The sequence below is a fragment of the Bradyrhizobium sp. IC3123 genome (assembly GCF_020193625.1).
In the GTDB taxonomy this organism is placed as follows: Bacteria; Pseudomonadota; Alphaproteobacteria; order Rhizobiales; family Xanthobacteraceae; genus Bradyrhizobium; species Bradyrhizobium yuanmingense.
Window position 1 is genome coordinate 95189 of record NZ_JADYVF010000017.1, and the last position, 24326, is coordinate 119514.

Below are 24326 nucleotides of genomic sequence, written 5' to 3' on the forward strand. Positions count from 1 at the left end.
TTCTACCAACCTTGGTACTTTGCCGTTGCTATCTCGATTGGAGTGCTGGTCGCATCTTGGATCGTACGTGCCGCATTCATGTCCTTCGCGGCGAGAGGGACCGATCGCGGTACGGGTCCTGCCAGCTAGGCCCCTTCGTCCAGCAGTGAGTGGATAAGCTCGAACAGCCCGCACGCCAACCACGCCAAGAGCAGCGCCAGCGAAAGACAAAACCGTCCGTTTGCGCAGATGGACGTCAGCGAGGGTGAGTGCACCACCACGGTCTTAACTGCTCGTGGCTATGAGCCTGACATGGAAAGCAATCCGATGATCTGGCTTCATGTTGAAGTTGACCCGGTGATTTTCCTGCTGCTGCTTTCGGCAGTCAGGGTTCACCTTCGATAAGGTATACGGGGCCGGGAGACCGGCCCCGTTTCTTTTGACTTGCATTCGGCGAATGTGATTACGCGACCTCTTGAGCCTTCAAGGCCTCGCGCACCGCCACTCCGAGCGGGGTCGGAATGTATCGGATGCCCTTGTAGCTTCCTTCAAAAAAGTACTCGCGCCGTCGCACAACCAGCGCGTCAATGGGCGAGGCGAGATGTGGGAAGAGGGGTTTGAGCCTGCGCGAAAGGGCGATGGTCTCTGGCCGAATGCTGTACCGCGCGTCGCCGTGAGACATGCTGCATGAGTCGTCTCCGTACAGCAGGCCAAGTCGGATGTGCTTAGGCACGGTTTGAACGATCTTTACCAGCCGCTCAATCAACTGCGGATCGAAGTCGCCTGCCGCCGCCGGGGGCGCTTCAGGCTTCAGTCCGCCGGTAAAATGATGGATCGACGCGTTTGGAGCGGCGCTCTCGACAGCAATGCAGATCGAACTCGCTAAGGCGGGATCGTCAAAATGTACCGTTACCAGTTCCATGATGGCCCTCCAGTTCTTGGTAGGCCAACTGAATATCAAACGATGAATGCCTTCAAGCGATTTTTGGATCAATTTTGGCACTTCAGGGGGCGAGAAACGGCATCCTGTCTCGGCCAGCCAAGGTGCGGCGCGCGCCCCTATATTGATTTCTCGTTCCGACGCCCAATCTGCTCCAGTCATCCAGCCCCCGATCTGTTGCTCCACTTCCAGTTAATCCCTAAAGGGATTTAACTGGAGCGGAGCAGATCAGGTGCGCCAGTCGCTCCGGTTCTGCTCCGGTCAACTGGAGCAGCCAGCGCCCCTAGTCGTCGTCGGCCACCTCAATGAACTTCTTCGGCTTGCGGCGCTCATCAGGCCGCTCGACCTCGACCAAGGCGCCCGTCTCGCGCCATGTCTTGAGCAGCGCCACGACTTTAGCCCGGTCCTGCTTGTCGGTAAGGCTGAGACCCAGCGTTTTCGCGACTGCGATGCCAACCCAGCCGTCCGCCCGTTGGTCGGCCCGCCACTGGCCCTGCTTGATCGCCAGCGCGCACCGCTCAAAATCCGACGCCGTAACCCCGGCCAGCAGGTCAGGCCGCTCCCAGCGCGTCGCAACGCCGATATCGTCGCCCTTCAGATGATCGAACGGATTGCCGCTGACCCGGCTCAACGGGTTGTTGTCGAGATCGACCGAAACCAGCTCAAACCAATCCCGCTTGTCGGCTGGCTCGGTTAGGTTGGCCTTGTCGGCATAGGCTGAGAAATACAATCCATGATGATCGACGCCTGCGTTCTTAGCTTCAGCTTCGGTCATGCTATTGAGCACGCGGGCGGAGCGGCAACCGTCCGTCAGCGCGACGCCGCCGCGCGCGCTCTGCACCGTAACCTCCTGCTCGCCCTTCCGAACGTGGTGGACCAACTCAACGGCGCAATTGCCCTTGTCGGCGACTTTGTCCCATTCCTTCACCACCATGTCGATGGCGTTATTGTCGTTCTCCGGAACCTTATGCGACGAAATGAACGGATCGACGATCACCACGTCGATGCCGCGCTCTTCGATCTCTGCAATCAGCGCGTCCACGACTGGCGTGCAGATCACGGTGTCGCGGCCTTCCGTTTTGGCGATGACGAGGGGGCGTTCGCGGCCGTGATCGACAAACAGCCGATCACCAAGATGATGTTCAGAGAGTTCAAACTGCTTAGCGGTGGTTTGTATGCGGCGCGTCGTTTCCATGGCAGGGTCTTCGAGGTTGAAGTGCCAGACGCGAAGCTGCTCTGAAGCCGTGCCGAGTAACGCCTGGCCTGAGACCATCGAGAGCATTTCGGTAATGATGAGCGACGATTTGCCGAGAGCGCCCGGCGCAACCGTGGCGCTGACATATTCACTTCGCCGCGCGACGAACCAACCATGACCGGGGTTTCGATGGATGATGCCTTGCGAGTGCATCAATTCAAGCCCCTCCTGGCGACCGCACATGTCGCACGTCGCGTCCTCCTTCAGATCGGTCGCAGCCGCAAAGGATTCCTGCACTGTCCCACCGCGACACGCGCCAAGATGGCCGGGATCCGATTCACCCTCTGCCGCCAGAATTAAGACCTTCTTGGCAAGGCATGCCTTCATCGGAGGGGTCCGCCTCGGTTCGGGCACCATCCAGACGCATCGTCCAGAACACTTCGCAGCTCAGTACACACTTTAGTAGGCCCTATGATGCTACTCCACGAAATAGAATCTGTTGGTGCCAGCTCCGACTCACCCAGCCAGTGTTTCGGAAAAATGCAATCCGGCGATCCTTGGCGCGTGCCTCGGGTGAGTGTGGCAGTCGGATTGGCCATTTTGGCTCACTCAAGTCTCCAAGCGCGTCAGCTTGTCGACAGCTGATCCTAATAGAGGGAGAACAGAGAGCGGATCTGCTCAGGATTGCGAACCGACCCAAAGGGAGGGGATATGGACCCATTTAACAGCATCAACCCATTCGACCGGGCTGCTTACAACGACGCGGTGACACAACCGCAACAGCAGCAAGCGGAGTTTGAGCCGTACTTGGATGAAGTCCCGCAGCTTGATACCACTGCCGTCGCAGGGGTTCCTGTTTCTCCAGATCGCTACTATCCTCATCTGCCTGACGAAGACCGTAGACTTACCGAGGCGTTGGAACTTGGGGCCAGCGGTCCTCATCCCGAAGACGCAGTCACCAGAGGCGTCGGGCACGTCGCTGCGCAGCACAACGCGCGGGAGGCTTCGAGTTGGCCGAGCGAGCTGACTGCGGAAGGTCACGATCAGGATTCGCTGCGAGGGATGATCGGCGAATCCGTCCTAGCATCGTCTCTCAAGCCAACCGCGCACGATCACCAAGCACCGGATCTCGGAGAAGCCGTTCGTCACTTCAACTGGAGCGACGGCTACCAGCCGGCTCCGAACGAGCTGACCGGGAGCGCCCCCCTTTCAAGTCACGCGCCCCTCATGGGTGAGGATTACAGCGGGCAGTTGAGGCCTGCGAAGAGGCAGAGGACGCTAAGCCATGCGGAACTGGATGCCATTGAGCGCCAGCTGAGCGAGCCGGGCAATTCAATGGCTCGTGTGCTGATGGAAAACGCCGGCGCACCGTCGCCTTTCGGGCCAGCGGTCGGTTCACCATTGATCCTTCCTGAGGAAGGTTACGATCAGGATCAGCTGTGGGCGATGGTGCAAGACGCCGGCCCATCATCGTCTCTCGAGCCAACCGCGCGCCATGAGCAGACCCTGAATTTAGGAGCGGTTGTCCATCCCTTCAACTTCAGGCAGGGCAACCAGCACGCGTCGGCTGCGCTTGACGGTAGCGGCATCCCGCCGAGTCAGGACAGCCGACCAAACAGCTTTATCGTTCACAATGACCGCTACACGGCGCTATTCGTGCCCGCGGCGGCGATGAGGCCAAGCACCCCACTCAATGCGCCAGGCCCTGCCATTCCTCTCGGATCTCGACAGGAATACGTTCCGCAGCCCAGCGCACAGCCAGCGAATCGAGTCTCACCAGCGCTGCTTGGACGTTCGATGCAGCAAGCCGCCCCGGCGTCCTCCAGGGCTGACAGGACATCCCCGGCGGCCCGCGAAATTTATGCTGCATCATTCGCTGTTCCCGAGAATTTTTCGCACGGCACCCAACCCGCCTCGGACACGATGCGTTCGAAGCTCGGCCGCTGGGGCCTCTTGCCGGACGCGGCGCAGCCGGAAAAGCAATACAACATTCGCGGCGAGCTCTACACCGCCCTCCTGGGGCCGGGGGGGCCCAATGACGTTCGGCTCATCCATCACCCACGAGAGTAGACGCCGCGCACACTCCCGACGCTAGCAGCCCGTCCACATAGGTCCGGTATTGGGCTTGTTAATGGGCCATAGCTTGCTCCAGCGACGATTGCGTGCTTGGCTCGGGACCGGCTGTGCGGGAGAGCGCTACTCGGCCCGATTAACTTGCGCCATCATCGCTGTGCGGCTCCTCGGCGAGCCGCATAGCCATCGCCCTTTGATCTTTGCCGAGAGCCGGGACCAAGCTGCGAAGAACACCTACGGTGTTATTGCCGTTGCGTTTTACAGCATTGCCATTAATCAGGGCCTCCTCAAGTCCCGAGACAGGGGAAATCCTCGGAGTAAAGAGGCTGCTTCCGGCGCCCTGTTGAACACGCGTGACTGCTTTTCGTCCTCGAGCCGGGCCTCGAGATGGAGGCCATCAGCGCGGATGTAGACGTAGCGTTTCGCCGACGCGCTTCTGGCACGCGGTGTGCTCGTCGAGCTAGCCATCCCTAGGCGACCGATCGCCGAGGCCGACAATCCGGCAGCATCCTTGCCGAGCAGCGCAGCCAGCGCTTCCGAGGCGTCGCCAGTCGAGATCCCCTTCAGGTAAAGGATAGGCAGCAGCGTCTCGATCAACTTCGAACGGCGTATGTAGGGTGGAAGGATCATCGACGGTGAGAACCGGATGCGGTCGGGAATCGGAGGCGACCCCCTGGCGATCGCGCACGCGCGGCTGGCGGATAGCGACCGGACCGATACTGGTCGTCACCTCCCCCTCTGGCAGGTGACCGTGCCGGGCGATGCGCTGGTGGCCGGCCGCGGTCCTTCAAATCGGGATGCTTGCCGAGATAGTCCGCGACCTCGGCTTCGATCGCCTGAGCGAGATGGACGTGCCCAGTTGCGCAAGACTTTTGTGAGTTGATCGGCGACGGTTCCTGGCGGAATCAACTTGATAATGTTGTCTTTGGATAGGGCATATCGGTCCTTCGGTGAAGAAGTGGAGGCGTCAAGCACCCACGATATGCCGCCTTTTCGATTCCCGCCGTCACCAACTTTCGGCGATCTCGACCGAAACTGCTACCTCCATCTAAGTCATATCGTTCATCATGTGTGAACGCCTTCACGTCGCACTTGATCCGAGACAAGTCGTAGACCAAAGCTCGTTTACGCAAGCCGGCGAGGCGTTTCGGACTTCCTGCCGGCCTAAATTGACGATCGCAGCACCAAATCTATGCCTTAGCTGATCCAAGCCTTCACGGCCGATCCGGCCACCCGGCCGGGGTCATAGGCCCGTCTGGCCTCGGGCGAGGGATCAATTTCACGAGGCGTTTGCTTGTCCCCGTCTGCGGCGGTGAGGATAGATGAACGCCGCATCGAAAGATGCCTCGGCCAGTGGCACAGGGCGTGCAGTGCGTTTGTTGCGTGGGAAATTTCAGTGTCCCGGCTCAGGCATAAAGGGCGCGGCGTATTTTCGTGACACGAGTGTCGTCTTTCCTTGGGACACCCGACGCGATTTCGTAACAGGTCAATGTAGGAGGAACTGTTGATCCACGAATTACCTCCGCAACAGTCCAGGTTCCTCGTTCGAAGGGGGACCACCGGCTGGATGGTTTATGATCGAGAACGCAAGGGGCCGGCGCTGTTAAAGGACCACAGCTTGGCCGAGAAGCTGTCCAAGGAACGGGCCGAACAAATAAGGCAGGCACTGGTCGATGGTTCGATTAACTGCTGGCCGTGATCCCTTGAGGTGAGCCTTATTTAGGAAAATGAAAGTCTATCCTGCGTTCAGCTCCGCTCTGGGGTCTCCACGCGGAGAACATAGCCATTCGTTCATGCCCCCCAGCCGGGCCTGGTGAGTTTGGCGATGATCTTGAGAAAATCGGCCTGCGAACAGCTGGGGCGTCGGACAAACCCACAGGCTTGTCCTTGCTTTCTGGCAGCATCAGCCGTTTTGCAAAGGCCTGTCCGTCACCCGCTAAGCACCAGACCGAGATGCTGGACCATGGAGTCCAGCCGCGCCGTGCGTCGCGCGGATGACGCCAATATCCCGTCGGCGAAACGCTCAGTGAAGATCTGGCGTCCGCACGACGGCGTCGCAGCGGAAGCGTTCGATGATCACCACGAGCTCTACGAACGCGGCGCCAGCGACAGATCGGTCACGCGTCGGCGTTTTTGGATACGCCGTGGAATCGTCCCGCACCTGCCACTCAACTTTCATCCAGCAGCGCTTACAGTCTCGGGTTGATGCAGCGAGGCCGACCTTTGGACCATCCGGGCTGGATGCGCCGACGTGGTTTTGCAGCAAAATCGGCGATCTGCTGCCGATGGCGCCATGGGGCCGTTCTTCGTTGTAGTCTCCACTTTTTCTTGGGCGTCCGCAAGGCTGAGGAACCGGTGCGTGTTGAGGCATTCGACCCGGAAGGCGCAGTCTTCGATGAACGCGTTGTCGGTTGGCTTACCGGGCTGGAGAAGTCCAGCGTGACACCGCGTTGGTAGGTCCAGAGGTCCAGATCGCGCGACACGAACTCGCTGCCTTCATCGACGCGGATCGTTGCCGGGAACCCCAATTCCTTGCAGGCGCTTTCCAGGATCGCCACGACGTCGCTGCCGCGGAAGGTGAACCGTGGCGCCAGTCCTGCAGCATCTCCTCGTGGAGCGACAGCCGAGATCCTCATCGGTAGCAGCCGCTACCGAAAGGGATGCACAGATTGAAAAAAAATCGAGGTTGTGACCGAGACGCGATTAAACGACCCCACCAATTTATGCAGGAGATTGCACGGCTCAGGTTAGTTAGCTTGCAGGGTGCTAGCGACTTTGGGGAGATATGTCAGTGTTGATCGTTGAAACTATTTTGAAGCCAGACCAGTTTGGCGGTATTGGACTTTTCTCCGCTACTCTTTTGCCTAAAGGTGCATTGATTTGGATTCATAACCCAATCGTTGACATTGCCGTGACACCTGAACAGTACGCAACTTTACCTCGAACATTTCAAGCTTTACTTGATAAGCACGCCTATCCAAGAGACCTCGACGTTGATGATGGTGTTTTAGAGTACAATGCTGACAACGCTCGTTTCATGAATCACAGCAATCAACCAAACACATACCAAGACGATCATTGCCGAATTTTCACAGCCCGAGACGTACAGCCGGGTGAAGAACTAACTTGCGATTACTTGTCTTTCGATCCAAGGTGCGACTTATCGTGGGTTAAAGTGCTATCGCCGAATGTTGGTGCCGGAGCGGGCTAGGCGACAGTGGATTGAGTCGGGTCTGCGACTTCGATTCCCGTTGGCTAATTTAACGCGGGAGAGTTGCGTCAACTGGTTGTGGCCATCGACGCGACGCAGCTTTTCTCGGCGGCCTCGGCGAGCTTGAGGATCGTAGCGAGCCTTGTTCGAAAGACATCCCTTGAACGGTGCGCCGGAACGCGCTGGCCAACGCGCTTTCAATGAGGTTGGTAGTCCCCTCATGTGGAGTCCTCTAAATGTGTAGCGCCAGTCAAAGACTTCGTTACCGGCGCGCTTTTCCGCGAATGTCGGCAACGAGTCCTGGCAGTGACAACACTGGGCTGCTGTTATGTTCTCCTGTGATTTTCCGGGGTAATTGATGAGGCGCTTCATGAAGAAGTAGATCCTGGAAAGCGAACGCTTAGCCCGAATACTTCGATGACGCCATTGACGAGAGCGGCCCTGTTCGGGTGATCGACGTATTTCTCGATTCGCTCGGTTTGGCTGAGATGCGCTTCGAGGTTGCGGAGCCAGCGGGCAGCGTCGCGCCCCCACTTTGCTCCTCGAACTCTGCCAAGAGATGGACTTATTGGCAACGACGAGGCGCCGCCACCGATGGCAGCAAGTTCAATGCCGTGAACAGCCGGGACAGGAACTTCACGTGCACGAAGATGGAGCGACGGCGTGCTCAGTTGGAGGAGAGCGTCGCGCGCTGAGTCAATTCGACGCGACCAAGCGCCAGGAGCCGGTGGAGGCGCTGGCCGCGAAGGAGACAAGGCTTGCCCAGAAGCTGACAAAGCTGACAAGCTTGTTGGCTACGAGGAAGCGCCTGCTGCTTGGTGATCTTCGCGGTCAGGGCCAGACCTAAATCGTAGGCGGCAGTTCCGCTTATGGCAACAATTCTCGTGCCATCAGCAGATCTCTCAGCAACGATCTGCTGGCCCCACACGGGAATTCCTTTGCTGCTGCTCAAGGCGGAGAGTGGCGCCGGAACGGTTAGGCAGCGCCTTAAGCGACGAAGAAGTATCGAGCTCGAGCAATCCGGCAACGGAGGCCTCAGGTGATCTTCCTTGAGCTATTTCAGCTAGGGGACTGGTTTGAGGTACAACCTTGTTCACCTCACGGATCTCGGCGGCGGTAGCTGACCCTAAAATGCTCGATCCGCGTGGTCGGAATCATGGAATTGCTCCGGAAGCATTGCTGGAGCGGAGACACCACCGGGTGATGCAGCGGGAGAGGAAGTCACGGCCCTTATCGACGTGATACCAAGTAAACGACCTCAATGGCGCCTAACGACAAACGCGCAGCCCCGCTGGAATTCGGAGCCGCCGGCTCGCATCCTAACCCGACATAATCCGATCATCTGAACGATGCTTGGCAGCCTTGCCGCCGTCTCACGGGAGCACCCGATCACGCCTAAGCCTGATCAACGAAAGGTGTGATCTCTCGCTTGCGCAGAGCAAGCACCGCCCCCCGACCGGCCTTTCGAACCGGTTCACTGCTCCGTGGTATCTCCGCCTACGCACCTCTTGATGAAACTCCTCCTGGACTCCCCAACGACCTTCTGATCGATCGCCTGCTTCAGGCAGTCGCGTCGATCCGCGTTGCATCGAATCGTGCTTGCACTCCGAGGTAAGTCATTTCGCTTTGTGGTTGGAATTTTCGTCGCGGTCCGGCGCCCTTAAGTTGTTTGACGAAGTCTTGCTGAAACACAGTGCCGCTAAACTTCCTGTTAGGTAATTAGCCCTGTTCTTTTTTATCGCACAGACAATCAAGTCAACCAAACGGCCATTGAGCTTTGGAATTGGCGCAGTCTGTGAACGGGCTCATATCGAAGAGCCATCTGACGGGCGACGATCACCTCGAAAATCCGCGGTGGAATATCTGTCAATTCAAAGTCAATCGATGGGGGTGATCATGCCCATCATACTGGACTTGCTCTATCGCGAATATTGCCGCGCCCGTCTCGCTGAAATGCGCAAGCAGCTTCTGATCGCAGCTGAACGCTTTGAAGCACTCGAAGCGGACTACCTTATTTCGGATCAGAGTGACGACGAGAGGGCGGCGGCATACCGCAAGACCGATCGCGGCGCGCCGCATTGAAGCAGCCAAGACCGGCAATCTCTCCCGCGTGGTAGTGGCCAAGCAATTCAACAGTCTGGGAGACAGCGATGAACACACCCGAATGCTATACCTTCACGGTGACCTGCGTCTCGTGCCTGACCATCATAGGAATGATGGTCGTTGGGGTGTGGTGAGCATGACTGTCTGCTGAAGCGGTAGCTTTAGCGAGTGCGAAACGAAGTTGGTCGGCACGCCTCGCTTTGCCCACCGGACGAGATCAGCGTCTGGAAAAACGCCGCTCGCGGGCCTTGTAGAGATGGTCGCTGATCAGTTGCCGCAGCTTGGCCCGGTCGTCGAATTCGAGCTGGACAGCGAATGGGACGATGCCGGTAGGGCACGCCATCGCTGCGATGCAGGCGCGCAAGATCATTTTCGTCGTCACCAGCGTGAGCTGCTCGCGCTGTGCCTCCGCTGCAAGCGCGGCGAGTTCCTCGCGCGAGAACATGTGATGATTGTCGAAGCGGCGCGTGCGCGCGACTTCGATGCCGCTGGCCTCCAATGTGCGGAGGAAGTGCTGGGGATCGCCGATTCCGGCGAAGGCGAAGACCCGCTCGCCGAGCAGCTGCGCGAGCGAGGCCGCATCCGGCTTCAGGCGCGCGCGCAGCTTGGGCTCGTTGCGTTTGGCGACCTCGGCGGCGACATCGTTGGCGGCGAGTCTGGCTCTCGTCTTGCCAAATTCATAAAAAGGTCCGGCCGCGCCGACGTCCTCTCGAGAGGAAGCACTGCTTGAAGCCGGAAAACTCGCTTAGGCTGGATTCCATCAACTCGCCACGCGGGAGTGTCGTCGGGACTGCCGTGCTCTACCCAGTTTCGTTCGGAAATCTCGCGAATTTTCGTGCCACAAAAGCGCTCGCTGCCGACCCTCGAGACCCGGAGTCAGCCGTCATGACGTCATCGGGCACCGTATCCCAGAATGTGCGCAGCAGTTTTTGCTTGAGTGTGCCTTCGTCGTGCTCCGGCTTGAAGAACCAGCGCGGCATCTTCAGTCGAAGTCCTGGCGTTAGGCCGAGGGGCACCGTACCCGACCAAAGACCTCGGCGAATCTTGCTCAATCTCGCAGTTACTCACCCAGCAAACGCTCGACCAACTCCCAATCCCTGCAAAGATGGCCTGCGAACTGATTCTGATATTGTCTGATCATACGCAGATTGTGCCGCTTGACGTCGGAGCCGCAGATGTGCTGTTCACCAACGCACTTGATGACGATCGCCTGCGGCTCGATCTTTGCCCCTCGGTTCACTTTCGCACGTAACGAGGAGGTAGAAAGCCGCAATGTTGTGAGACCGCGCGCCGCAGCGTAATCGAGGGGCTCGTAATAGCATAAGACGAAATATCTGTAATCCTTGAGATCGCGACTGTAGTCTGCCCCGAAGTAGCGCAAGTGAAGTGCCGTTCCAAAGCGATAGAAAACAGCAAGCCCGGTTATCTCGTTGTTGCACTCGGAAATTGCTGCGGCACCGAACTGCGACACACCCGCCTTTCTCTGCCCGGCGAGTATCCTTTCCATCCAGTCGCGACCCTGGGTGCTTCCGTGTCGAGACCTGTTTTGGGTTATGAGATCAGCGACTATGGAGTCATCGAGTTCTTCGGCTGAGGCCCATCCGATCTTCCCCCCGGCTCGCCGGAACGCCGCGACTTCAGACTTGCTTTGATTACGATCATGCGCGCACGAGGCCGCCATCATCCCGGCTACCCCTGTATCCGGCACTTCTAGATACGCTTCGGCAGAATGCAAAACGACCGTACCCCCAATGTGCTCCGCGAATTCCACCGCCGCCGGGTAGGGCATGTACGGCACTACAACGCCGGCATATCCCCGCTCCTGAGCATAGTTTAGAGCGCTGCGTCCCAACTCGCCTAAAGCCTCATACCTTCGCCTGCCCTGAATGCAGGGTATCTCGTTGTGGGTGTTGCGCCGACCACCCAGCCAGAGAAAACTTTGTTGCCAAGGGCCGGGAATTCCAGCCATGCAATCTGGCAGGAAGAACAAACCAGGTGATTGGTCTCCCTCCCAAAGCGTGCACGCAGCCACGACTCCGGCCGCCCCGCGGACCGCAAGCACGTCCGTTGCGCCGAGCGAATGTTCGAGCGCTCGCAGCCACCGGTAGCTGTTATAAAAATTGTTATCACCGACGAGGGCATCCCATTCATGCTCGTCAAAGCCGCATAGACCTTCCGCGACCGCTGAGGAGAACGGGACTAACAACTTGCTCCTGAATGGTACAAACGTCATGGGTGTCGCCCCGCATGGCGTGGGACACGGACGCCTTCAATGATGATCGCGTGCGGGCTTTGGAGATATGCATGTAGCTCCGTGGGAAGCTGATCTATACGGGCGCATGTGGGCACAAACAGTTCTCTCCATTTCAATGATCGGAACCCGGCTTGTGCTAATGAACTCTCCAAAGAGGGAGCGGGCCAATGCCATGCAAATACGCCGCCTTGTTCTCCATTTTTGCAGAACTCGACCTTAATACGCCCACCTTCTAAATATGGGTTCTCAGGATCGTCTACGACGAGCCTGAAGCCACAGGGTTCGTACCAGTTTGGATGTGGATTGTAAGCTGGATGAGTGGACAACGATATCAAGCGCCCGCCAGGACGCAACAGTTCGGCCATTTCGGCGCACATGCTGTCCAGCTCACTTTTGGTGGCGGCATAGGGCAGCACATAGGATGCAAGTACCAAGTCGAATTGGGCTGCCATGTTGGCATGGAGATGAGTGACGAAGGAGAGATTGATCCCCTCTTTTTCTGCGCGACGCCGCGCGTAGTTTAGCATGCCTGGCGCCGGATCATATCCTACAACAGAGGCTGCTCCGCGTTGCTTAAGTATTCGCGAATATGCCCCCGCGCCGCACCCAAAATCGAGGATGGAGAAGCCATCAACGTCACCCATCACCTCTAGTACGCTCGGCACTTCGATGTATTTTTGAAGGGGCCATTCAGTCATATTCTCGTGCAGACTTGCAAATTCATCGAATTGGGCCGCGCTGTCGGACACGGACGCGCCTCTCGAGGCGCCGTCCCCGTGTTGGCACGAACCCAGTGTTTTTTCTTCGGGTGACGGGCAAGAACCGCCGGACAACGCAACTTTGGCTGGGAACGGTGAGGATGCGAGACTCATGCTTCGATCCGTTCTGACCAGACCGAAACTGTCTTAGATCTGTCGAGATATTTTTCGTAGAGTTCTTCGAGCATTTTCTTGCCGACGACGGCGAGCTCAGCTTGATAGGCTTTGCGATCGGTCACCTCAATGCGCTCGATATAGTCCCACGGCCCGCCTGATATGCCGACGCCGGTTTCCGTGATGCGGTGCGTCGAATAGCTGACGATAGTCTTCAATTTACTGGCGACGACATAGTCGACCTCGCGTTCGAAGCGTTCATACTCCGCTGCGCTGACACCCGGCTTCAGTGCGGCAAATACAAATCGGACAACAGCCATTTTCGATCCTTCTCGTGTCGCGGCATATCAAAATCCAAGTGGCCAGCTCTGAGCCAAGAGAGTCGGCAACGATCGCCTCAGTGCATTCCAGGGCGCACTTGCGCTGGCCCCTTAGCTGATGGACATCGCTCGGCGAAAATGCTCACACCAAACGCGCAGAGCGCCTCGTGCCCTAAGGGAACACATCGGTGAGGGTGCTCCGAGAACATGAGCGATGGTGGGCACGCGTTCGATGATTGCCGATTGCCGTCCGTGATGCTCGGCGCACTCCTAAGCATCGCTACCACTCTCAGGGCGTGAATAAGGGCCAAGTGCTGTACAGCACGAACGACAAAGGCAATCGCGCCGCACCCGGCGGGCTTTCAATTCACGGCCTGTCGATGGCCTTGATGTGATTAGCCGAGCAAGGGCCATATGAACTCCGGGCTGCGCTATCTGCCAGACGGCCACATTGAAACGAGTTTGCGCAGGACCTCAGCAAAGTGCGTGCCACAAACGGCTTATGCCACTTGCGTAGCAGGCGGACAAAACAACCACTTCACGCCGTACGGCGGAATACTTGCGGTCTTGTCGAATTTCGCACATGCACGTCTTGATCCACACACGGCTGAATATGATCAGCCGGCGACTGCGCGGCAGCGCCCTCTTCGCGGGCTTCCACCACGCCGATAAAATAACAAGGCGAAATGGGTGGACCGAATGTATCACACGATGAATGTGAATTCCTCTCGGCTACTCACCACACCGGAGCGATGTTAGATCGGGCAACGAGGTCGATGGGGAATGTCAGTATCTGGCCGAGTGAGCGAACATTCTGGGCCCCGCGGCTCCATTTAGGCGCCGAGCCATCGTCAGCAGAAGTCCCCCGGAATGCTTGATCAGCGTGATGATATACGTCTAGCAGCGTGTCCGGGAACCGGCCCAAATAGCTTGTAAAGTCGTTCGGTACTGGCATGCAAATTGCCAGCTCCGTGGCTAGCCAAATGGGGGGATTCATTGACCTGCCAACCCCTCTAGCTTGCCGCCTGACTCGAAAGACGATGTGGTTCAACGCTAGTTGCGGAGCATATTGACCTGCATGTGCGGAATTGTCGGCATTGTGGGACGCCGTCCGGTCTCCGAGCAATTAATCGTTTCCCTGAAGCAGCTAGAATATTGTGGCTATGACTCTGCAGGCGTGGCAACGCTGGAAGGCGGTCATTTCTACCGACAGCGTGCCGAGGGCAAGCTCAAGGCGTTAGAGAACCGCCTGCGCGCCGCGCCGGTGTGGGGGCATACCGGCATCGGGCATACCCGCTGGACCAGCCACAGAAAGGCGAGCGCGAAGAACGCCCATCTGCATGCGACTGACAATGTGTCGGTCGTTCATAACGGCGTAATCGAAAATTATCCTGAGCTGCGCGCCGAGTTGGAACGAAAGGGTGCACAATTCGCCTCCGAGACGGATACAGAGGTAGTCGCTCACATAGTCGAATCCCATTTGATCAAGGGCTATTCGCCTCAGGACGCGGTGAAGGCTTCGCTGCCCAAACTGGGTGGTCCGTTCGCGCTGGTTTTTCTGTTCAAGGGCTACGACGATTTATTGATCGGGGCCTGCAATGGGTCGCCGCTTGCTATCGGCCATGGCGACGGAGAAATGTATCTGGCGTCGGATGAGATTGCACTTGCGCCTTTCACGGAGCGCATTACCCATTTGGAAGACGGCGACTGGGCCGTTCTGACCCGCAACTCCTTCACGATCTACGACATGCAAGGCGTCATTGCCCATCGCGAGGTACTGAAATGCAGAGCCTCGCCGGCTCTCATCCGAAAGGCAAATTATCGTCCTTTCATGCTCAAGGAGATCCACAGGCAACCGAAAGTCGCCGGCCATACGCTGGCGCGCTATGTCGACGCGTCGGCCGATCGCGTCGCATTCCCTCAGACGCTGCCATTCGACTTCAATGACATTGGCCGAATATTGATCACCGGCTGCGGCACCGCACGCCATGCCGGCCACATCGGCAAATACTGGTTCGAGCGGCTGGCCCGCATCCCCGTCGAGGTCGATGTCGCTTCCGAATTACGCTACCGGGAACCGCCCTTGCGCGAGCGCGATCTCGCCATCCTCATTTCGCAATCCGGCGAGACGGCTGATACGCTGGCTGCGCTGCGTTTTGCCAAATCTCAGGGACTGCGCACGCTCTCCGTAGTCAACGTGCCGAGCTCGACAATTGCGCGAGAGAGCGAGACCGTGCTGCAGACGCTGGCCGGCCCCGAAATGGGCGTCCCCTCGACCAAAGCCTTCTCGTGCCAGTTGATCGTGCTCGCGGCTCTTGCGATCGCCAACGGGAGAGCGCGTGGTGAATTATCCCGGGCCACCGAGGCCACGCTCGTACAGGAGTTGCTCGAAGTTCCTCGCCTGATGACAGCTGCACTTGCAACCGAACCGCAAATCGAGAAGCTCGCGCGGGAGGTCGCCAAGTCGCGTGGCGTGCTATGTCTCGGTCGCGGCAGCTCCTTTCCGCTGGCGCTGGAAGGAGCGCTGAAGCTGAAAGAAATCGCCTATATCCACGCCGACGGCTATGCTGCGGGCGAGCTTAAACACGGTCCGCTTGCGTTGATAAGCGATGGTGTGCCTGTCGTGGTGATCGCCCCTTCCGACTCGCTGTTCCAAAAGACGGTCTCAAACATGCAGGAAGTTGCAGCAAGAGGTGGCAACATCATCCTAATAACCGATCCAAAGGGAGCCGAGGCGGCCTCTGTGAACTCGCTCGCGACCATCGTATTGCCTGACATGGGGGCAAGCTTTACTCCGATAGTTTATGACATTCCGATGCAGCTCTTGGCGTATCATACTGGGTTGCTGATGGGCACAGATGTTGACCAGCCACGCAATCTCGCTAGGTCTAAGTCGGTCATTGTCGAATAGGTTGCCTTGATTATCGCCGACCCGACGCTCACCACCAGAATATCGGCGTACTTCGAGCGGGTTGGTGACATCGGTCAAGTTGCGTCGAGCGCGCCGCAGCTTGACTCTCCCTTTGAACCTAAGCTGAACTGCAAGACGCCGGCCTTGGGCGATACCCCGCTCAGCACTTTACGTGACGCAATCAGCATCGCGCCAACCCTTCTTGGCGTGACCATCCCGCATAACGACCAACGCTTCATGGCATCGGGGCGCCGTCTTTCAAACGGCGCTCAAGATCTTCCGGTTTTCTTCCCAAATGCAGGAACTTGCCGGCGCCGCGGCTGTGGCGTGCTCATCTGGGCGGCGACGACCTCCCCGTCATTCATTGGCTGCACGATCGACCTGTTGGTAAGTGTGAGGAGCAGCCAGAGCGCAAGTTCAAGAAGACAGAATTGACGTGCCGACTGACGTCAATGAGATTGTCGATCACGTCAGCTGCGCCGGACCCTTTCGCTTCATTCTGCGTGTGCAGTGTTTTGCGAAAAGATCATGCTCAAACAATTACCTAAAGCGCAATGACGATTTCTTCCTAATCTCATCGCCCTTTCAGGCGGTGTTCCTAAATAACCATGCAGCGAGCGTTGTGGCCGCAAGGGCCCCAATCAGTTGCGCGATGATGAAGGGAACAACGCTACTCGGAGCGATACCGGCAAAGGTGTCGGACAGCGATCGTGCGATCGTCACCGCGGGATTGGCGAACGAAGTGGATGCGGTGAACCAGTAGGCGGACGTTACGTACAAGCCAACGGCGTAAGGAACCACAGCGGGAGTTCGGCTCGCGCAGCCGAAGATCGTGACGAGCAAACCGAACGTTGCGGCGGCTTCTGCGATCCACTGTCCTGCTCCGGTTCGTTGTGTGAGCGAGACTTGCCAGAGCGGAATATCGAACATCAAATGTGCCGCAAAGACCCCCGTGAGCGAACCGGCAATCTGCGCGAGAATATAGGCCCACAGGGCTCGCCACGTCAGTTCGCCTCGCAAGGTCAAGGCCAGACTCAGCGCGGGATTGAAGTGCGCTCCCGACAGCGGCCCGAAGACCAGGATCAGGACGACCAGGATCGCACCAGTGGAGATGGTGTTGCAGAGAAGCGCGAGCGCGACGTTGCCGCCGGCGAGCCGCTGCGCCATGATACCGGACCCGACCACGGCAGCGAGAAGGAACGCCGTGCCGAGCCCCTCCGACACAATGCGTCGTCCCATGGACGGCATCAGAATTGTCCGAGCGGCGCATTTCGTAGGACCGATCTCCTCAAGTCCGCTCTTTCGCGCCATTTCATCTCGCCGGTCATCGGGTTGCATTGAGTGTTCCTGCACAAGGGACATTTTGGCTGCTCGACCGCTTGGGCCGCTCACGCTCGTCGCAAGGATGCAATGAAGCGGCTCAATTCAGCGGTCAACTCAGAACTGCTCTTGGACAGCGCCTGCGCCGACTGCAGGACGCCGCCTGCCGCTGTATCCGTGGTTGCGGCGCCATGGGCGACCTGGCTCATTCCGCTCGCAACCTCCGAGGTTCGCGCGGCGGTCTGCTGGATGTTGTGCGCAATCTCGCGCGTTGCCAACAGCTGCTGTTCAACAGACTCCGACACAGCACCCGAAATCTGCGAGATGCGGTCGATCGTTGCGCTAATGGAAACGATTTCAATCACCGATTTGCGGGCGACCGACTGCATCGCGCCGATTTGCGCAGCAATCTGCGAGGTGGCATCAGAAGTCTGATCCGCCAAAGCCTTGACTTCCTGCGCGACCACCGCAAAGCCGGTGCCGTATTCGCCCGCACGTGCGGCTTCAATCGTGGCGTTGAGCGCAAGCAAGTTGGTCTGGCGTGCCACTTGCGCAATGAGCCGAACGACGTCGCCGATCCGTTCGGCCGCATCAGTGAGCTCGGAGATCTGCCTGTCAGTCTGCGCCGCCTGGCGGACCGCCTCCAGCGCAATCTTCGAGGATTCCTGCACCTGCCGCCCAATTTCGGAGGCAGAGGTCATCATCTGTTCCGTCGCGGCAGCAATGAGCTGGATATTGGAAGAGGCGCTGTCGGATGCTGCCGAGACGTGGCTCGAAACGCCGGTCGTGTGCTTGGCCGACTGAGTGAGGCCAAGAGCCGCACTTTCAAGCTGGCGGGAGGCGTTAGCCACCGTCTGAATGACGTTACCGACGGCCGCCTCGAACGCATCAGCAAGCCGCTCTAGCTCCGCGCGGCTTCGCTCGCCCTGCAGGCGGTCGCGTTCCAACTGTTCGGCAAGGTCGCGCTCAGCCTTCAGGCGCATGCCCTGCTTGAAGTCCTCGACCGCCCGTCCCATGTCCCCGATCTCATCTTTACGATCAAGACCCGGCAGAACAATCTCGAACTGACCGGCACCAAGCTGACGCATCGCCACCGTCATACGTGAAATGGCACCGCCAATGCGACGGCCGAACAGCAGCGCAAACGTCGCGACCAGGCCCATCGCCCCAACCACCAGCCAAAACAGGAGATCGCGGGCATTTGCCGCGCGCAAGCCAGCCGCGGCGCTTCGGCGATCGGCTTCTGCAATTGCCTGTGCCAATGCCGGTCGATGGCTGCCATAAACCTTGGCAATATCCTCCATCTCCTCGTTCAGCGACTGCTGGACCAACATGAAGGCAGAAAATGCGGCTTGATAGGACTTGAGAAGCCTCTCAAGTTCGGGGCGAATACCCGGTGAGAGATCTGAGGTGGCCAGCAGCCCGGCGAATTCGGCGCCAGACTTGTCAAAATCCTGGCCGTATTTTTCTTCGCCGTGCAGCATGAAATCCTTTTCATACCCGCGCATCCTCTCCATGAGAACGGTCAACCTTGGCTGGTCGAGCTCGGCAAGCCGCCCTTCCAGCTGAAGCTCGGCCGTGCGCAGCCCGCCCTGGAGCCCCTCCTCGGCGTTAAAACCAAGCGCGCGCTCGGCCGAGACGATGTTCTGAAAGCGAGCGGCGTAGAGGTCGATCCCGCTCCGCAGTCCGGAAGAGCTCTTGAGAGGATCGCCCTCAGGCAATCGCGCCGCAATGCCTTCGATGTCGCCGAGCATCGCCATTTCGTGCTTGAGCAGCTCGGCATGGCGCTCAATCATTGCCTCGTCGCGCCGACGCAGGAATTCGGTCGTCACATGTTGCGATTCCAGAAAGCTCTGGGAGAGCGCCGCAAACCGGTCACGAACGCGAGCGGCCTCGTCCGCATCACCCTGGACCTGCGCCGCGTGGTTCAACCCGACCAGGCAGATCGCGCCGGTCGCAATGACCGCGATGATGCCAAGCAGGCCGATCTTTAATCGCAAGGAGGCACTGAATGTTCGGCTGGCCGGAATCTGCAGCTTGAGCAAGCGCCACAATGGGGTGCGTTTGAACGAGAGCGCGCGAAGTGTGAGAGCTGAGAACAATGCTTTCTTTCCTTAAATGGCGCATGGCTTGCCAATCCTGCGGCCGATGAAAAACTGTAAGACGTGAGACTATCACTCAACGCTAAACATGCCGCTGCCGTTTGTCGGCGACGGCCCAGCTAAGTCTAGGGCGAACTGGCAGACAGACCGATCTGCCAGTGGATTGGGTGCATTTGTGCTCGCCAAGGAGACCATCAGGACGAGCGCACAGGTCAGTTGGGGCTCATCATTCAAGTGGCTCGTTAGCGGCAGCATAGGGGGCCTACGGCGGCTCCACGCGAGGGAAGAACTAGGTTTTTACGGGAACAGGCCGCGTGTTTCCTTGGCACCGCGAACACGCTCGACGCCTATTGCCATGGCCGCGGTGCGATTGAACAGATTTTCGCCTTTGCTTCGCGCCAGGACACGCTCGAAAGCACGATCCAGGAGTTGATACTCCCGGCGCATGACTTCCTCCTCCTCCCAGAACAATCGCTGAAGGTCCTGCACCCATTCAAAGTAACTGACGACAACACCTCCCGAATTGCAGAGAATATCGGGAATGACGAACACCTCGTCCTGGCGTCCTTCCAGAATTCGGTCAGCTTCCGGCGTGGTCGGTCCGTTGGCGCCTTCGGCAAGGATCCGGCAGCGCAGTTTAGCGGCCATTCCAGCGTCGATGACCCGTTCGACGGCAGCCGGAACAAGCACGTCGCACGGCACGGTCAGGATCTCTGCAGGATCCAGAGCGAGCTCATTGGAGTAGCCATCAAGGCTTCCTTGCGAGGCTGCGTGCCGGACCAGTTGTGGTATGTCGAGCCCACGAGGGCGGTAGAGCGCGCCGGTGTGATCGCTGACCGCGATCACTTTCACTCCCATGTTATGCAGCTCAAGCGCGGCGATCGAACCGACGTTTCCAAATCCTTGAACAACCGCCGTTGAGCCATTGAGACGGATTTTGAGCTCGTCTGCAGCGCGCCTGACCAGATGAGCCACACCCCGGCCTGTCGCTTCACGACGGCCGAGCGTTCCACCAGCGCTGACGGGCTTGCCCGTCACGATCTCGGTGACGGTTTGGCCCTGGTACATCGAATAAGTATCCATGAACCAGGCCATGATCTGCTCGTTCGTACCGAGGTCAGGAGCCATAACATCGGTGTGTGGCCCAACGAAGGGGATCATTTCCTGCATATAACGGCGCGAAAGCGCCTCAAGCTCGCGCTTCGACAAGGTCGAGGGGTCGACATTGATGCCGCCCTTGGCCCCGCCATACGGCAATCCGACCAGGGCACATTTCCAGCTCATCCAAATGGCGAGCGCTGCAACTTCGCCGAGGTCGACTGTGGGCGCGAACCTGGTGCCCCCTTTTGTCGGGCCAAGCGTCAAATGATGCTGTACCCGGTAGCCCTCGAACACCGCGGTGGTGCCATCATCCCGGTGAATTGGACACGATACTGTGACAGATCGCTTCGGCAACAACAGGCGCGGTCTCGCATCATCCGGTATGCTCAGGTAATTCGCGATCACCTCGAATTGCTTTACGGCCATCTCAAACACTGGCCCACGATATGCAGTCACGCTAGCTCCTCAAGCTGGATATGAAAAATTGAACGCTCATGCGTCGGGACGCTTTGGGCCCTGAACAGGTGATGCGATTTCGGGACGTGGAGATGGTCGCCGTTACCGCAAGAGCGCAGCTTGCGCTCACGCCGAATAGAGGACCAATGCCACGAAAGCGAGATTGACGAGGGCGGCCACGATCGCCAGCAACCAAGTGGTCGCAGGCGAAATGTCTGGAGTATCTTGCGAGTCTGGGATCCAAAGGGGCGGCGGCGGCATCTCAATGTCTCCGAAAGCTTGCATTACAGCGAATCGAGCAAGCAAGATGAAATTGCCTCATGGCCATCAGGCGAGCCAGTTGTTCAAATCTATGGCGCGGCCGCGCTGATCTTGATCAAGAGTAGAGAGGCTCTGAACCATGTTTAGCTCGTGGCGTTCACATCGCCTTGACGATGTTCTCGGTAACCTTCTTGGCGTCGCCGAGCAGCATCATGGTGTTGTCGCGGTAGAACAACGGGTTGTCGATGCCCGCGTAACCCGAAGCCAGCGAGCGCTTGATGAACATCACCGTTCCGGCCTTCCAGACCTGCAGCACCGGCATGCCGTAGATCGGCGAGGACTTGTCCTCTTCGGCCGCCGGATTGGTCACGTCGTTGGCGCCGATCACGAAGGCGATGTCGGCCTGCGCGAACTCGGAGTTGATGTCCTCGAGCTCGAACACCTCGTCATAGGGCACGTTGGCTTCGGCCAGCAGCACGTTCATGTGGCCGGGCATGCGGCCCGCGACCGGGTGAATGGCGTATTTCACCTCGACGCCTTCCTTCTTCAGGATGTCGGCCATCTCGCGCAGCGCGTGCTGGGCCTGCGCCACCGCCATGCCGTAGCCGGGCACGATGATGACCTTGGAGGCGTTCTTCATGATGAAGGCGGCATCGTCGGCCGAGCCGAGCTTGGCGGGCTTCTGCTCGCCCGTACCGCCGCCGGCCGCAGCGGTCTCACCGCCAAAGCCGCCGAGGATGACCGAGATGAAGGACCGGTTCATCGCATGGCACATGATGTAGGACAGGATCGCGCCCGAGGAGCCGACCAGCGCGCCGGTGATGATCAGCGCGGAATTGCCGAGCGTGAAGCCGATGCCCGCGGCCGCCCAACCCGAATAGGAGTTCAGCATCGAGATCACGACCGGCATGTCGGCGCCGCCGATCGGGATGATCATGAGCACGCCGAGCAGAAGCGCCAGGATGACGTTGAGCCAGAAGAACACCAGGCTGCCGGTGACGACGAGGCCGACGATGCAGGCGACCAGCGCCACCGCGAGGGCGACGTTGATCACGTGGCGGGCCGGCAGGATGATCGGAGCGCCGCTCATGCGCGCCGAGAGCTTGAGGAATGCGATCACCGAGCCGGTGAAGGTCAGCGCGCCGATGGCGACGCCGAGCGACATTTCGACCAGGCTCTGGGTGTGGATATTGCCGGGCGTACCGATGTCGAAAGCCTCGGGCGCGTAGAACGCGCCGGCGGCGACCAGCACCGCGGCCATGCCGACCAGCGAGTGGAAGGCGGCAACCAGCTCCGGCATCGACGTCATCGGCACGCGCCGGGCGATCACCGCGCCGATCGCGGCGCCGATCGCGATGCCGACGATCACCAGCACCCAGGCGAGCCCGTCGGCCGGCGGATGGTTGGCAAGCGTGGTGGCGACCGCGATCGCCATGCCGATCATGCCGAACAAATTGCCCTGGCGCGATGAAGCCGGGCTCGACAACCCGCGCAGCGACAGGATGAACAGCACTCCCGCCACGAGATACAGAAATGCAGAGAGGTTGGCGCTCATCTCAGGTCCCCATTGATCCCATCAGCCCGAGGTGGCCGCTTACTTCGACTTCTTCTTGTACATCGCCAGCATGCGCTGGGTGACAAGGAAGCCGCCGAAGATGTTGATGCAGGCAAAGATCAGCGCGACAAAGCCGAAGGCACGGGCCCAGCCCGAGCCGCTCGAGACATTCGCGACGCCGCCGGCAAGCAGCGCGCCGACCACGATCACCGAGGAGATCGCGTTGGTCACGCTCATCAGCGGCGTGTGCAGCGCCGGCGTCACCGACCACACCACGAAATAGCCGACGAAGACGGCGAGAACGAAGATCGACAGCCGGAAGATGAAGGGGTCGACGACCTGTGCAGCATGCTCCATGGCGGCTCTCCTTAAACCCGATTTAAGATGATTTGGGCTGGAAGTTCGGGTGGATGACGGCGCCGTCTTTCGTCAGCGCCGTGGCCTTGACCAGCTCATCGTCCCAGTTCACGGCGAGCTTCTTCTCTTTCTTGTCGACCATGGTCTCGATGAAGGAGAACAGGTTGCGGGCATAGAGGCTGGAGGCCGAGGCCGCGACGCGGCCGGCGACGTTGGTGTAGCCGACGATCTTGATGCCATCGAGGTCGACGACCTCACCGGCCTTGGCACCCTCGACATTGCCGCCGCGCTCGACGGCGAGATCGACCAGTACCGACCCCGGCTTCATCGACTTGACCATGTCGGCGCTGACGAGCTTCGGCGCCGGCCGGCCCGGGATCAGCGCGGTGGTGATCACGATGTCCTGCTTCTTGATGTGTTCGGCGGTGAGCGCGGCCTGCTTGGCCTGGTACTCCCTAGACATTTCCTTGGCGTAACCACCAGCGGTCTGCGCGTTCTTGAACTCCTCGTCCTCGACGGCGAGGAATTTCGCACCGAGCGATTCCACCTGCTCCTTCGTCGCGGGCCGGACGTCGGTCGCGGTGACCACCGCGCCGAGGCGGCGCGCGGTCGCGATCGCCTGGAGGCCCGCAACGCCGACGCCCATCACGAACACCTTGGCAGCGGGCACGGTGCCGGCCGCGGTCATCATCATCGGAAAGGCGCGGCCGAACGCCTCGGCGCCCTCGATCACGGCGCGGTAACCGGCGAGGTTGGCCTGCGAGGACAGCACGTCCATCACCTGCGCGCGGGTGATGCGCGGCATCAGTTCCATCGCGAAGGCGGAGACGCCGGCATCGGCTATCGTCTTCAGCGCGGCCTCGTTGCCGTAAGGGTCCATGATGGCGATGACGAGCGCGCCGCGCTTGTACTGCGCCAGCTCGGACGCCTCGGGACGCTTCACCTTGATGATGATATCGGCGTCCTTGAGCGCGTCAGTGCTGACGGTGGCGCCGGCCGCGGTGAATTCGGAATCCGGCAGGCCCGACTTGATGCCGGCGCCCGCCTCCACGGCGATTTCGGCGCCCAGCGCCCTAAACTTCTTCACCGTATCAGGCGAAGCGGCGACACGCGGCTCCGACGGATCGATTTCCTTGGCAACGGCGATCTTCATGACACCTCCCGGCGAGCGCCGCCTGTCTTCGTAGCAGTATTCCGAGCGCACCGGCCTGCAGAACGCCCGAATTGGTTCGTAGTGATGACTTGTTCGCACTGGATATAAGGCTCGTTTGGCAGACTCTATCAGATGCCCTGCGCCGTTCTTTGGGGGGGGGGGG

The 24326-nt window shown here is 59.3% G+C and carries 19 protein-coding genes and 2 pseudogenes; 6 read left to right on the forward strand and 15 right to left on the reverse strand.

What is annotated here, in order from left to right:
- Window positions 1–442: 442 nt before the first annotated feature.
- The gene (locus tag I6F20_RS33450) at window positions 443–1105 is read right to left on the reverse strand and encodes a hypothetical protein (RefSeq protein WP_225130098.1); all 663 of its coding nucleotides are present in this window, start codon (window positions 1103–1105) and stop codon (window positions 443–445) included.
- Between the two features lie 97 nt (window positions 1106–1202).
- On the reverse strand, window positions 1203–2501 hold the full coding sequence (locus I6F20_RS33455; protein ID WP_225130099.1) for an AAA family ATPase: 1299 nt from the start codon (window positions 2499–2501) through the stop codon (window positions 1203–1205).
- Window positions 2502–2825: 324 nt separating this feature from the next.
- Between I6F20_RS33455 and I6F20_RS33460 the strand changes: the two genes are divergently transcribed.
- Window positions 2826–4184, forward strand: a complete 1359-nt coding sequence (locus tag I6F20_RS33460; protein ID WP_225130101.1) for a hypothetical protein — start codon at window positions 2826–2828, stop codon at window positions 4182–4184.
- Between the two features lie 309 nt (window positions 4185–4493).
- Here I6F20_RS33460 and I6F20_RS33465 read toward each other — a convergent pair.
- Window positions 4494–5162, reverse strand: a pseudogene (locus I6F20_RS33465) (transposase); the annotation flags it as partial.
- Window positions 5163–5691: 529 nt separating this feature from the next.
- On the opposite strand from I6F20_RS33465, the gene I6F20_RS33470 reads away from it, so the two are divergent.
- On the forward strand, window positions 5692–5886 hold the full coding sequence (locus I6F20_RS33470; RefSeq protein WP_225130102.1) for a hypothetical protein: 195 nt from the start codon (window positions 5692–5694) through the stop codon (window positions 5884–5886).
- A gap of 534 nt (window positions 5887–6420) precedes the next feature.
- On the opposite strand, the pseudogene I6F20_RS33475 reads toward I6F20_RS33470, so the two are convergent.
- A pseudogene (locus tag I6F20_RS33475) lies at window positions 6421–6781 on the reverse strand (integrase core domain-containing protein); the annotation flags it as partial.
- 191 nt (window positions 6782–6972) lie between these two features.
- Here I6F20_RS33475 and I6F20_RS33480 point away from each other — a divergent pair.
- On the forward strand, window positions 6973–7398 hold the full coding sequence (locus I6F20_RS33480) for an SET domain-containing protein (RefSeq protein WP_225130104.1): 426 nt from the start codon (window positions 6973–6975) through the stop codon (window positions 7396–7398).
- Window positions 7399–8065: 667 nt separating this feature from the next.
- Here I6F20_RS33480 and I6F20_RS33485 read toward each other — a convergent pair.
- Window positions 8066–8326: a hypothetical protein gene (locus tag I6F20_RS33485; protein ID WP_225130135.1), complete on the reverse strand. Its 261-nt coding sequence runs from the start codon at window positions 8324–8326 to the stop codon at window positions 8066–8068.
- A 926-nt stretch (window positions 8327–9252) separates the two neighbouring features.
- On the opposite strand from I6F20_RS33485, the gene I6F20_RS33490 reads away from it, so the two are divergent.
- The gene (locus I6F20_RS33490) at window positions 9253–9480 is read left to right on the forward strand and encodes a hypothetical protein (RefSeq protein WP_225130106.1); all 228 of its coding nucleotides are present in this window, start codon (window positions 9253–9255) and stop codon (window positions 9478–9480) included.
- A gap of 238 nt (window positions 9481–9718) precedes the next feature.
- On the opposite strand, the gene I6F20_RS33495 is transcribed toward I6F20_RS33490, so the two are convergent.
- From I6F20_RS33495 to I6F20_RS33510, 4 genes are all read right to left on the reverse strand, one after another.
- On the reverse strand, window positions 9719–10105 hold the full coding sequence (locus I6F20_RS33495) for a tetraacyldisaccharide 4'-kinase (RefSeq protein WP_225130129.1): 387 nt from the start codon (window positions 10103–10105) through the stop codon (window positions 9719–9721).
- Window positions 10106–10561: 456 nt separating this feature from the next.
- Window positions 10562–11734, reverse strand: coding sequence for a peptidogalycan biosysnthesis protein (locus I6F20_RS33500; protein WP_225130107.1), 1173 nt, complete (start codon window positions 11732–11734; stop codon window positions 10562–10564).
- Window positions 11731–12504 carry a class I SAM-dependent methyltransferase gene (locus tag I6F20_RS33505; RefSeq protein ID WP_225130109.1) on the reverse strand — a complete coding sequence of 258 codons (774 nt, stop codon included), beginning with the start codon at window positions 12502–12504 and terminating at the stop codon, window positions 11731–11733. The genes I6F20_RS33500 and I6F20_RS33505 overlap by 4 nt, the downstream gene beginning before the upstream one ends.
- Window positions 12505–12623: 119 nt before the next feature.
- Window positions 12624–12947, reverse strand: coding sequence for a RedY/HapK family protein (locus tag I6F20_RS33510; RefSeq protein WP_225130111.1), 324 nt, complete (start codon window positions 12945–12947; stop codon window positions 12624–12626).
- A 1078-nt stretch (window positions 12948–14025) separates the two neighbouring features.
- Between I6F20_RS33510 and glmS the strand changes: the two genes are divergently transcribed.
- Both glmS and I6F20_RS33520 read left to right on the forward strand, forming a co-directional pair.
- A complete protein-coding gene (gene glmS, locus I6F20_RS33515; protein ID WP_225130113.1) occupies window positions 14026–15858 on the forward strand; it encodes a glutamine--fructose-6-phosphate transaminase (isomerizing) in 1833 nt (610 codons plus the stop codon).
- A 6-nt stretch (window positions 15859–15864) separates the two neighbouring features.
- The gene (locus tag I6F20_RS33520) at window positions 15865–16293 is read left to right on the forward strand and encodes a hypothetical protein (RefSeq protein ID WP_225130115.1); all 429 of its coding nucleotides are present in this window, start codon (window positions 15865–15867) and stop codon (window positions 16291–16293) included.
- Window positions 16294–16443: 150 nt separating this feature from the next.
- Here the strand turns inward: I6F20_RS33520 and I6F20_RS33525 are convergent, their stop codons facing one another.
- The 6 genes from I6F20_RS33525 to I6F20_RS33550 all read right to left on the reverse strand — a co-directional run bounded on the left by I6F20_RS33525 (window position 16444) and on the right by I6F20_RS33550 (window position 24163).
- Window positions 16444–17106 (reverse strand): aquaporin, encoded by a 663-nt coding sequence (locus tag I6F20_RS33525; RefSeq protein ID WP_225130131.1) that lies wholly within the window; start codon window positions 17104–17106, stop codon window positions 16444–16446.
- Between the two features lie 140 nt (window positions 17107–17246).
- Window positions 17247–19280, reverse strand: a complete 2034-nt coding sequence (locus tag I6F20_RS33530; RefSeq protein WP_225130117.1) for a methyl-accepting chemotaxis protein — start codon at window positions 19278–19280, stop codon at window positions 17247–17249.
- 297 nt (window positions 19281–19577) lie between these two features.
- Window positions 19578–20837 carry a Glu/Leu/Phe/Val family dehydrogenase gene (locus I6F20_RS33535; RefSeq protein ID WP_225130118.1) on the reverse strand — a complete coding sequence of 420 codons (1260 nt, stop codon included), beginning with the start codon at window positions 20835–20837 and terminating at the stop codon, window positions 19578–19580.
- A 418-nt stretch (window positions 20838–21255) separates the two neighbouring features.
- Window positions 21256–22653, reverse strand: a complete 1398-nt coding sequence (locus I6F20_RS33540; RefSeq protein WP_225130120.1) for an NAD(P)(+) transhydrogenase (Re/Si-specific) subunit beta — start codon at window positions 22651–22653, stop codon at window positions 21256–21258.
- Window positions 22654–22692: 39 nt separating this feature from the next.
- On the reverse strand, window positions 22693–23010 hold the full coding sequence (locus tag I6F20_RS33545; protein ID WP_014492434.1) for a proton-translocating transhydrogenase family protein: 318 nt from the start codon (window positions 23008–23010) through the stop codon (window positions 22693–22695).
- A 22-nt stretch (window positions 23011–23032) separates the two neighbouring features.
- Window positions 23033–24163, reverse strand: coding sequence for a Re/Si-specific NAD(P)(+) transhydrogenase subunit alpha (locus I6F20_RS33550; RefSeq protein WP_225130122.1), 1131 nt, complete (start codon window positions 24161–24163; stop codon window positions 23033–23035).
- Window positions 24164–24326: the final 163 nt, after the last annotated feature.

Excerpts from the sequence above, each read along its gene's own strand:
- I6F20_RS33460 (WP_225130101.1), top strand. The coding sequence starts at position 2,826 with ATGGACCCATTTAACAGCATCAACCCATTCGACCGGGCTGCTTACAAC.
- I6F20_RS33540 (WP_225130120.1), bottom strand. The coding sequence starts at position 22,653 with ATGAGCGCCAACCTCTCTGCATTTCTGTATCTCGTGGCGGGAGTGCTG.
- I6F20_RS33500 (WP_225130107.1), bottom strand. The coding sequence starts at position 11,734 with ATGACGTTTGTACCATTCAGGAGCAAGTTGTTAGTCCCGTTCTCCTCA.
- glmS (WP_225130113.1), top strand. The coding sequence starts at position 14,026 with ATGTGCGGAATTGTCGGCATTGTGGGACGCCGTCCGGTCTCCGAGCAA.
- I6F20_RS33480 (WP_225130104.1), top strand. The coding sequence starts at position 6,973 with ATGTCAGTGTTGATCGTTGAAACTATTTTGAAGCCAGACCAGTTTGGC.
- I6F20_RS33510 (WP_225130111.1), bottom strand. The coding sequence starts at position 12,947 with ATGGCTGTTGTCCGATTTGTATTTGCCGCACTGAAGCCGGGTGTCAGC.
- I6F20_RS33550 (WP_225130122.1), bottom strand. The coding sequence starts at position 24,163 with ATGAAGATCGCCGTTGCCAAGGAAATCGATCCGTCGGAGCCGCGTGTC.
- I6F20_RS33545 (WP_014492434.1), bottom strand. The coding sequence starts at position 23,010 with ATGGAGCATGCTGCACAGGTCGTCGACCCCTTCATCTTCCGGCTGTCG.
- I6F20_RS33525 (WP_225130131.1), bottom strand. The coding sequence starts at position 17,106 with ATGCCGTCCATGGGACGACGCATTGTGTCGGAGGGGCTCGGCACGGCG.
- I6F20_RS33455 (WP_225130099.1), bottom strand. The coding sequence starts at position 2,501 with ATGAAGGCATGCCTTGCCAAGAAGGTCTTAATTCTGGCGGCAGAGGGT.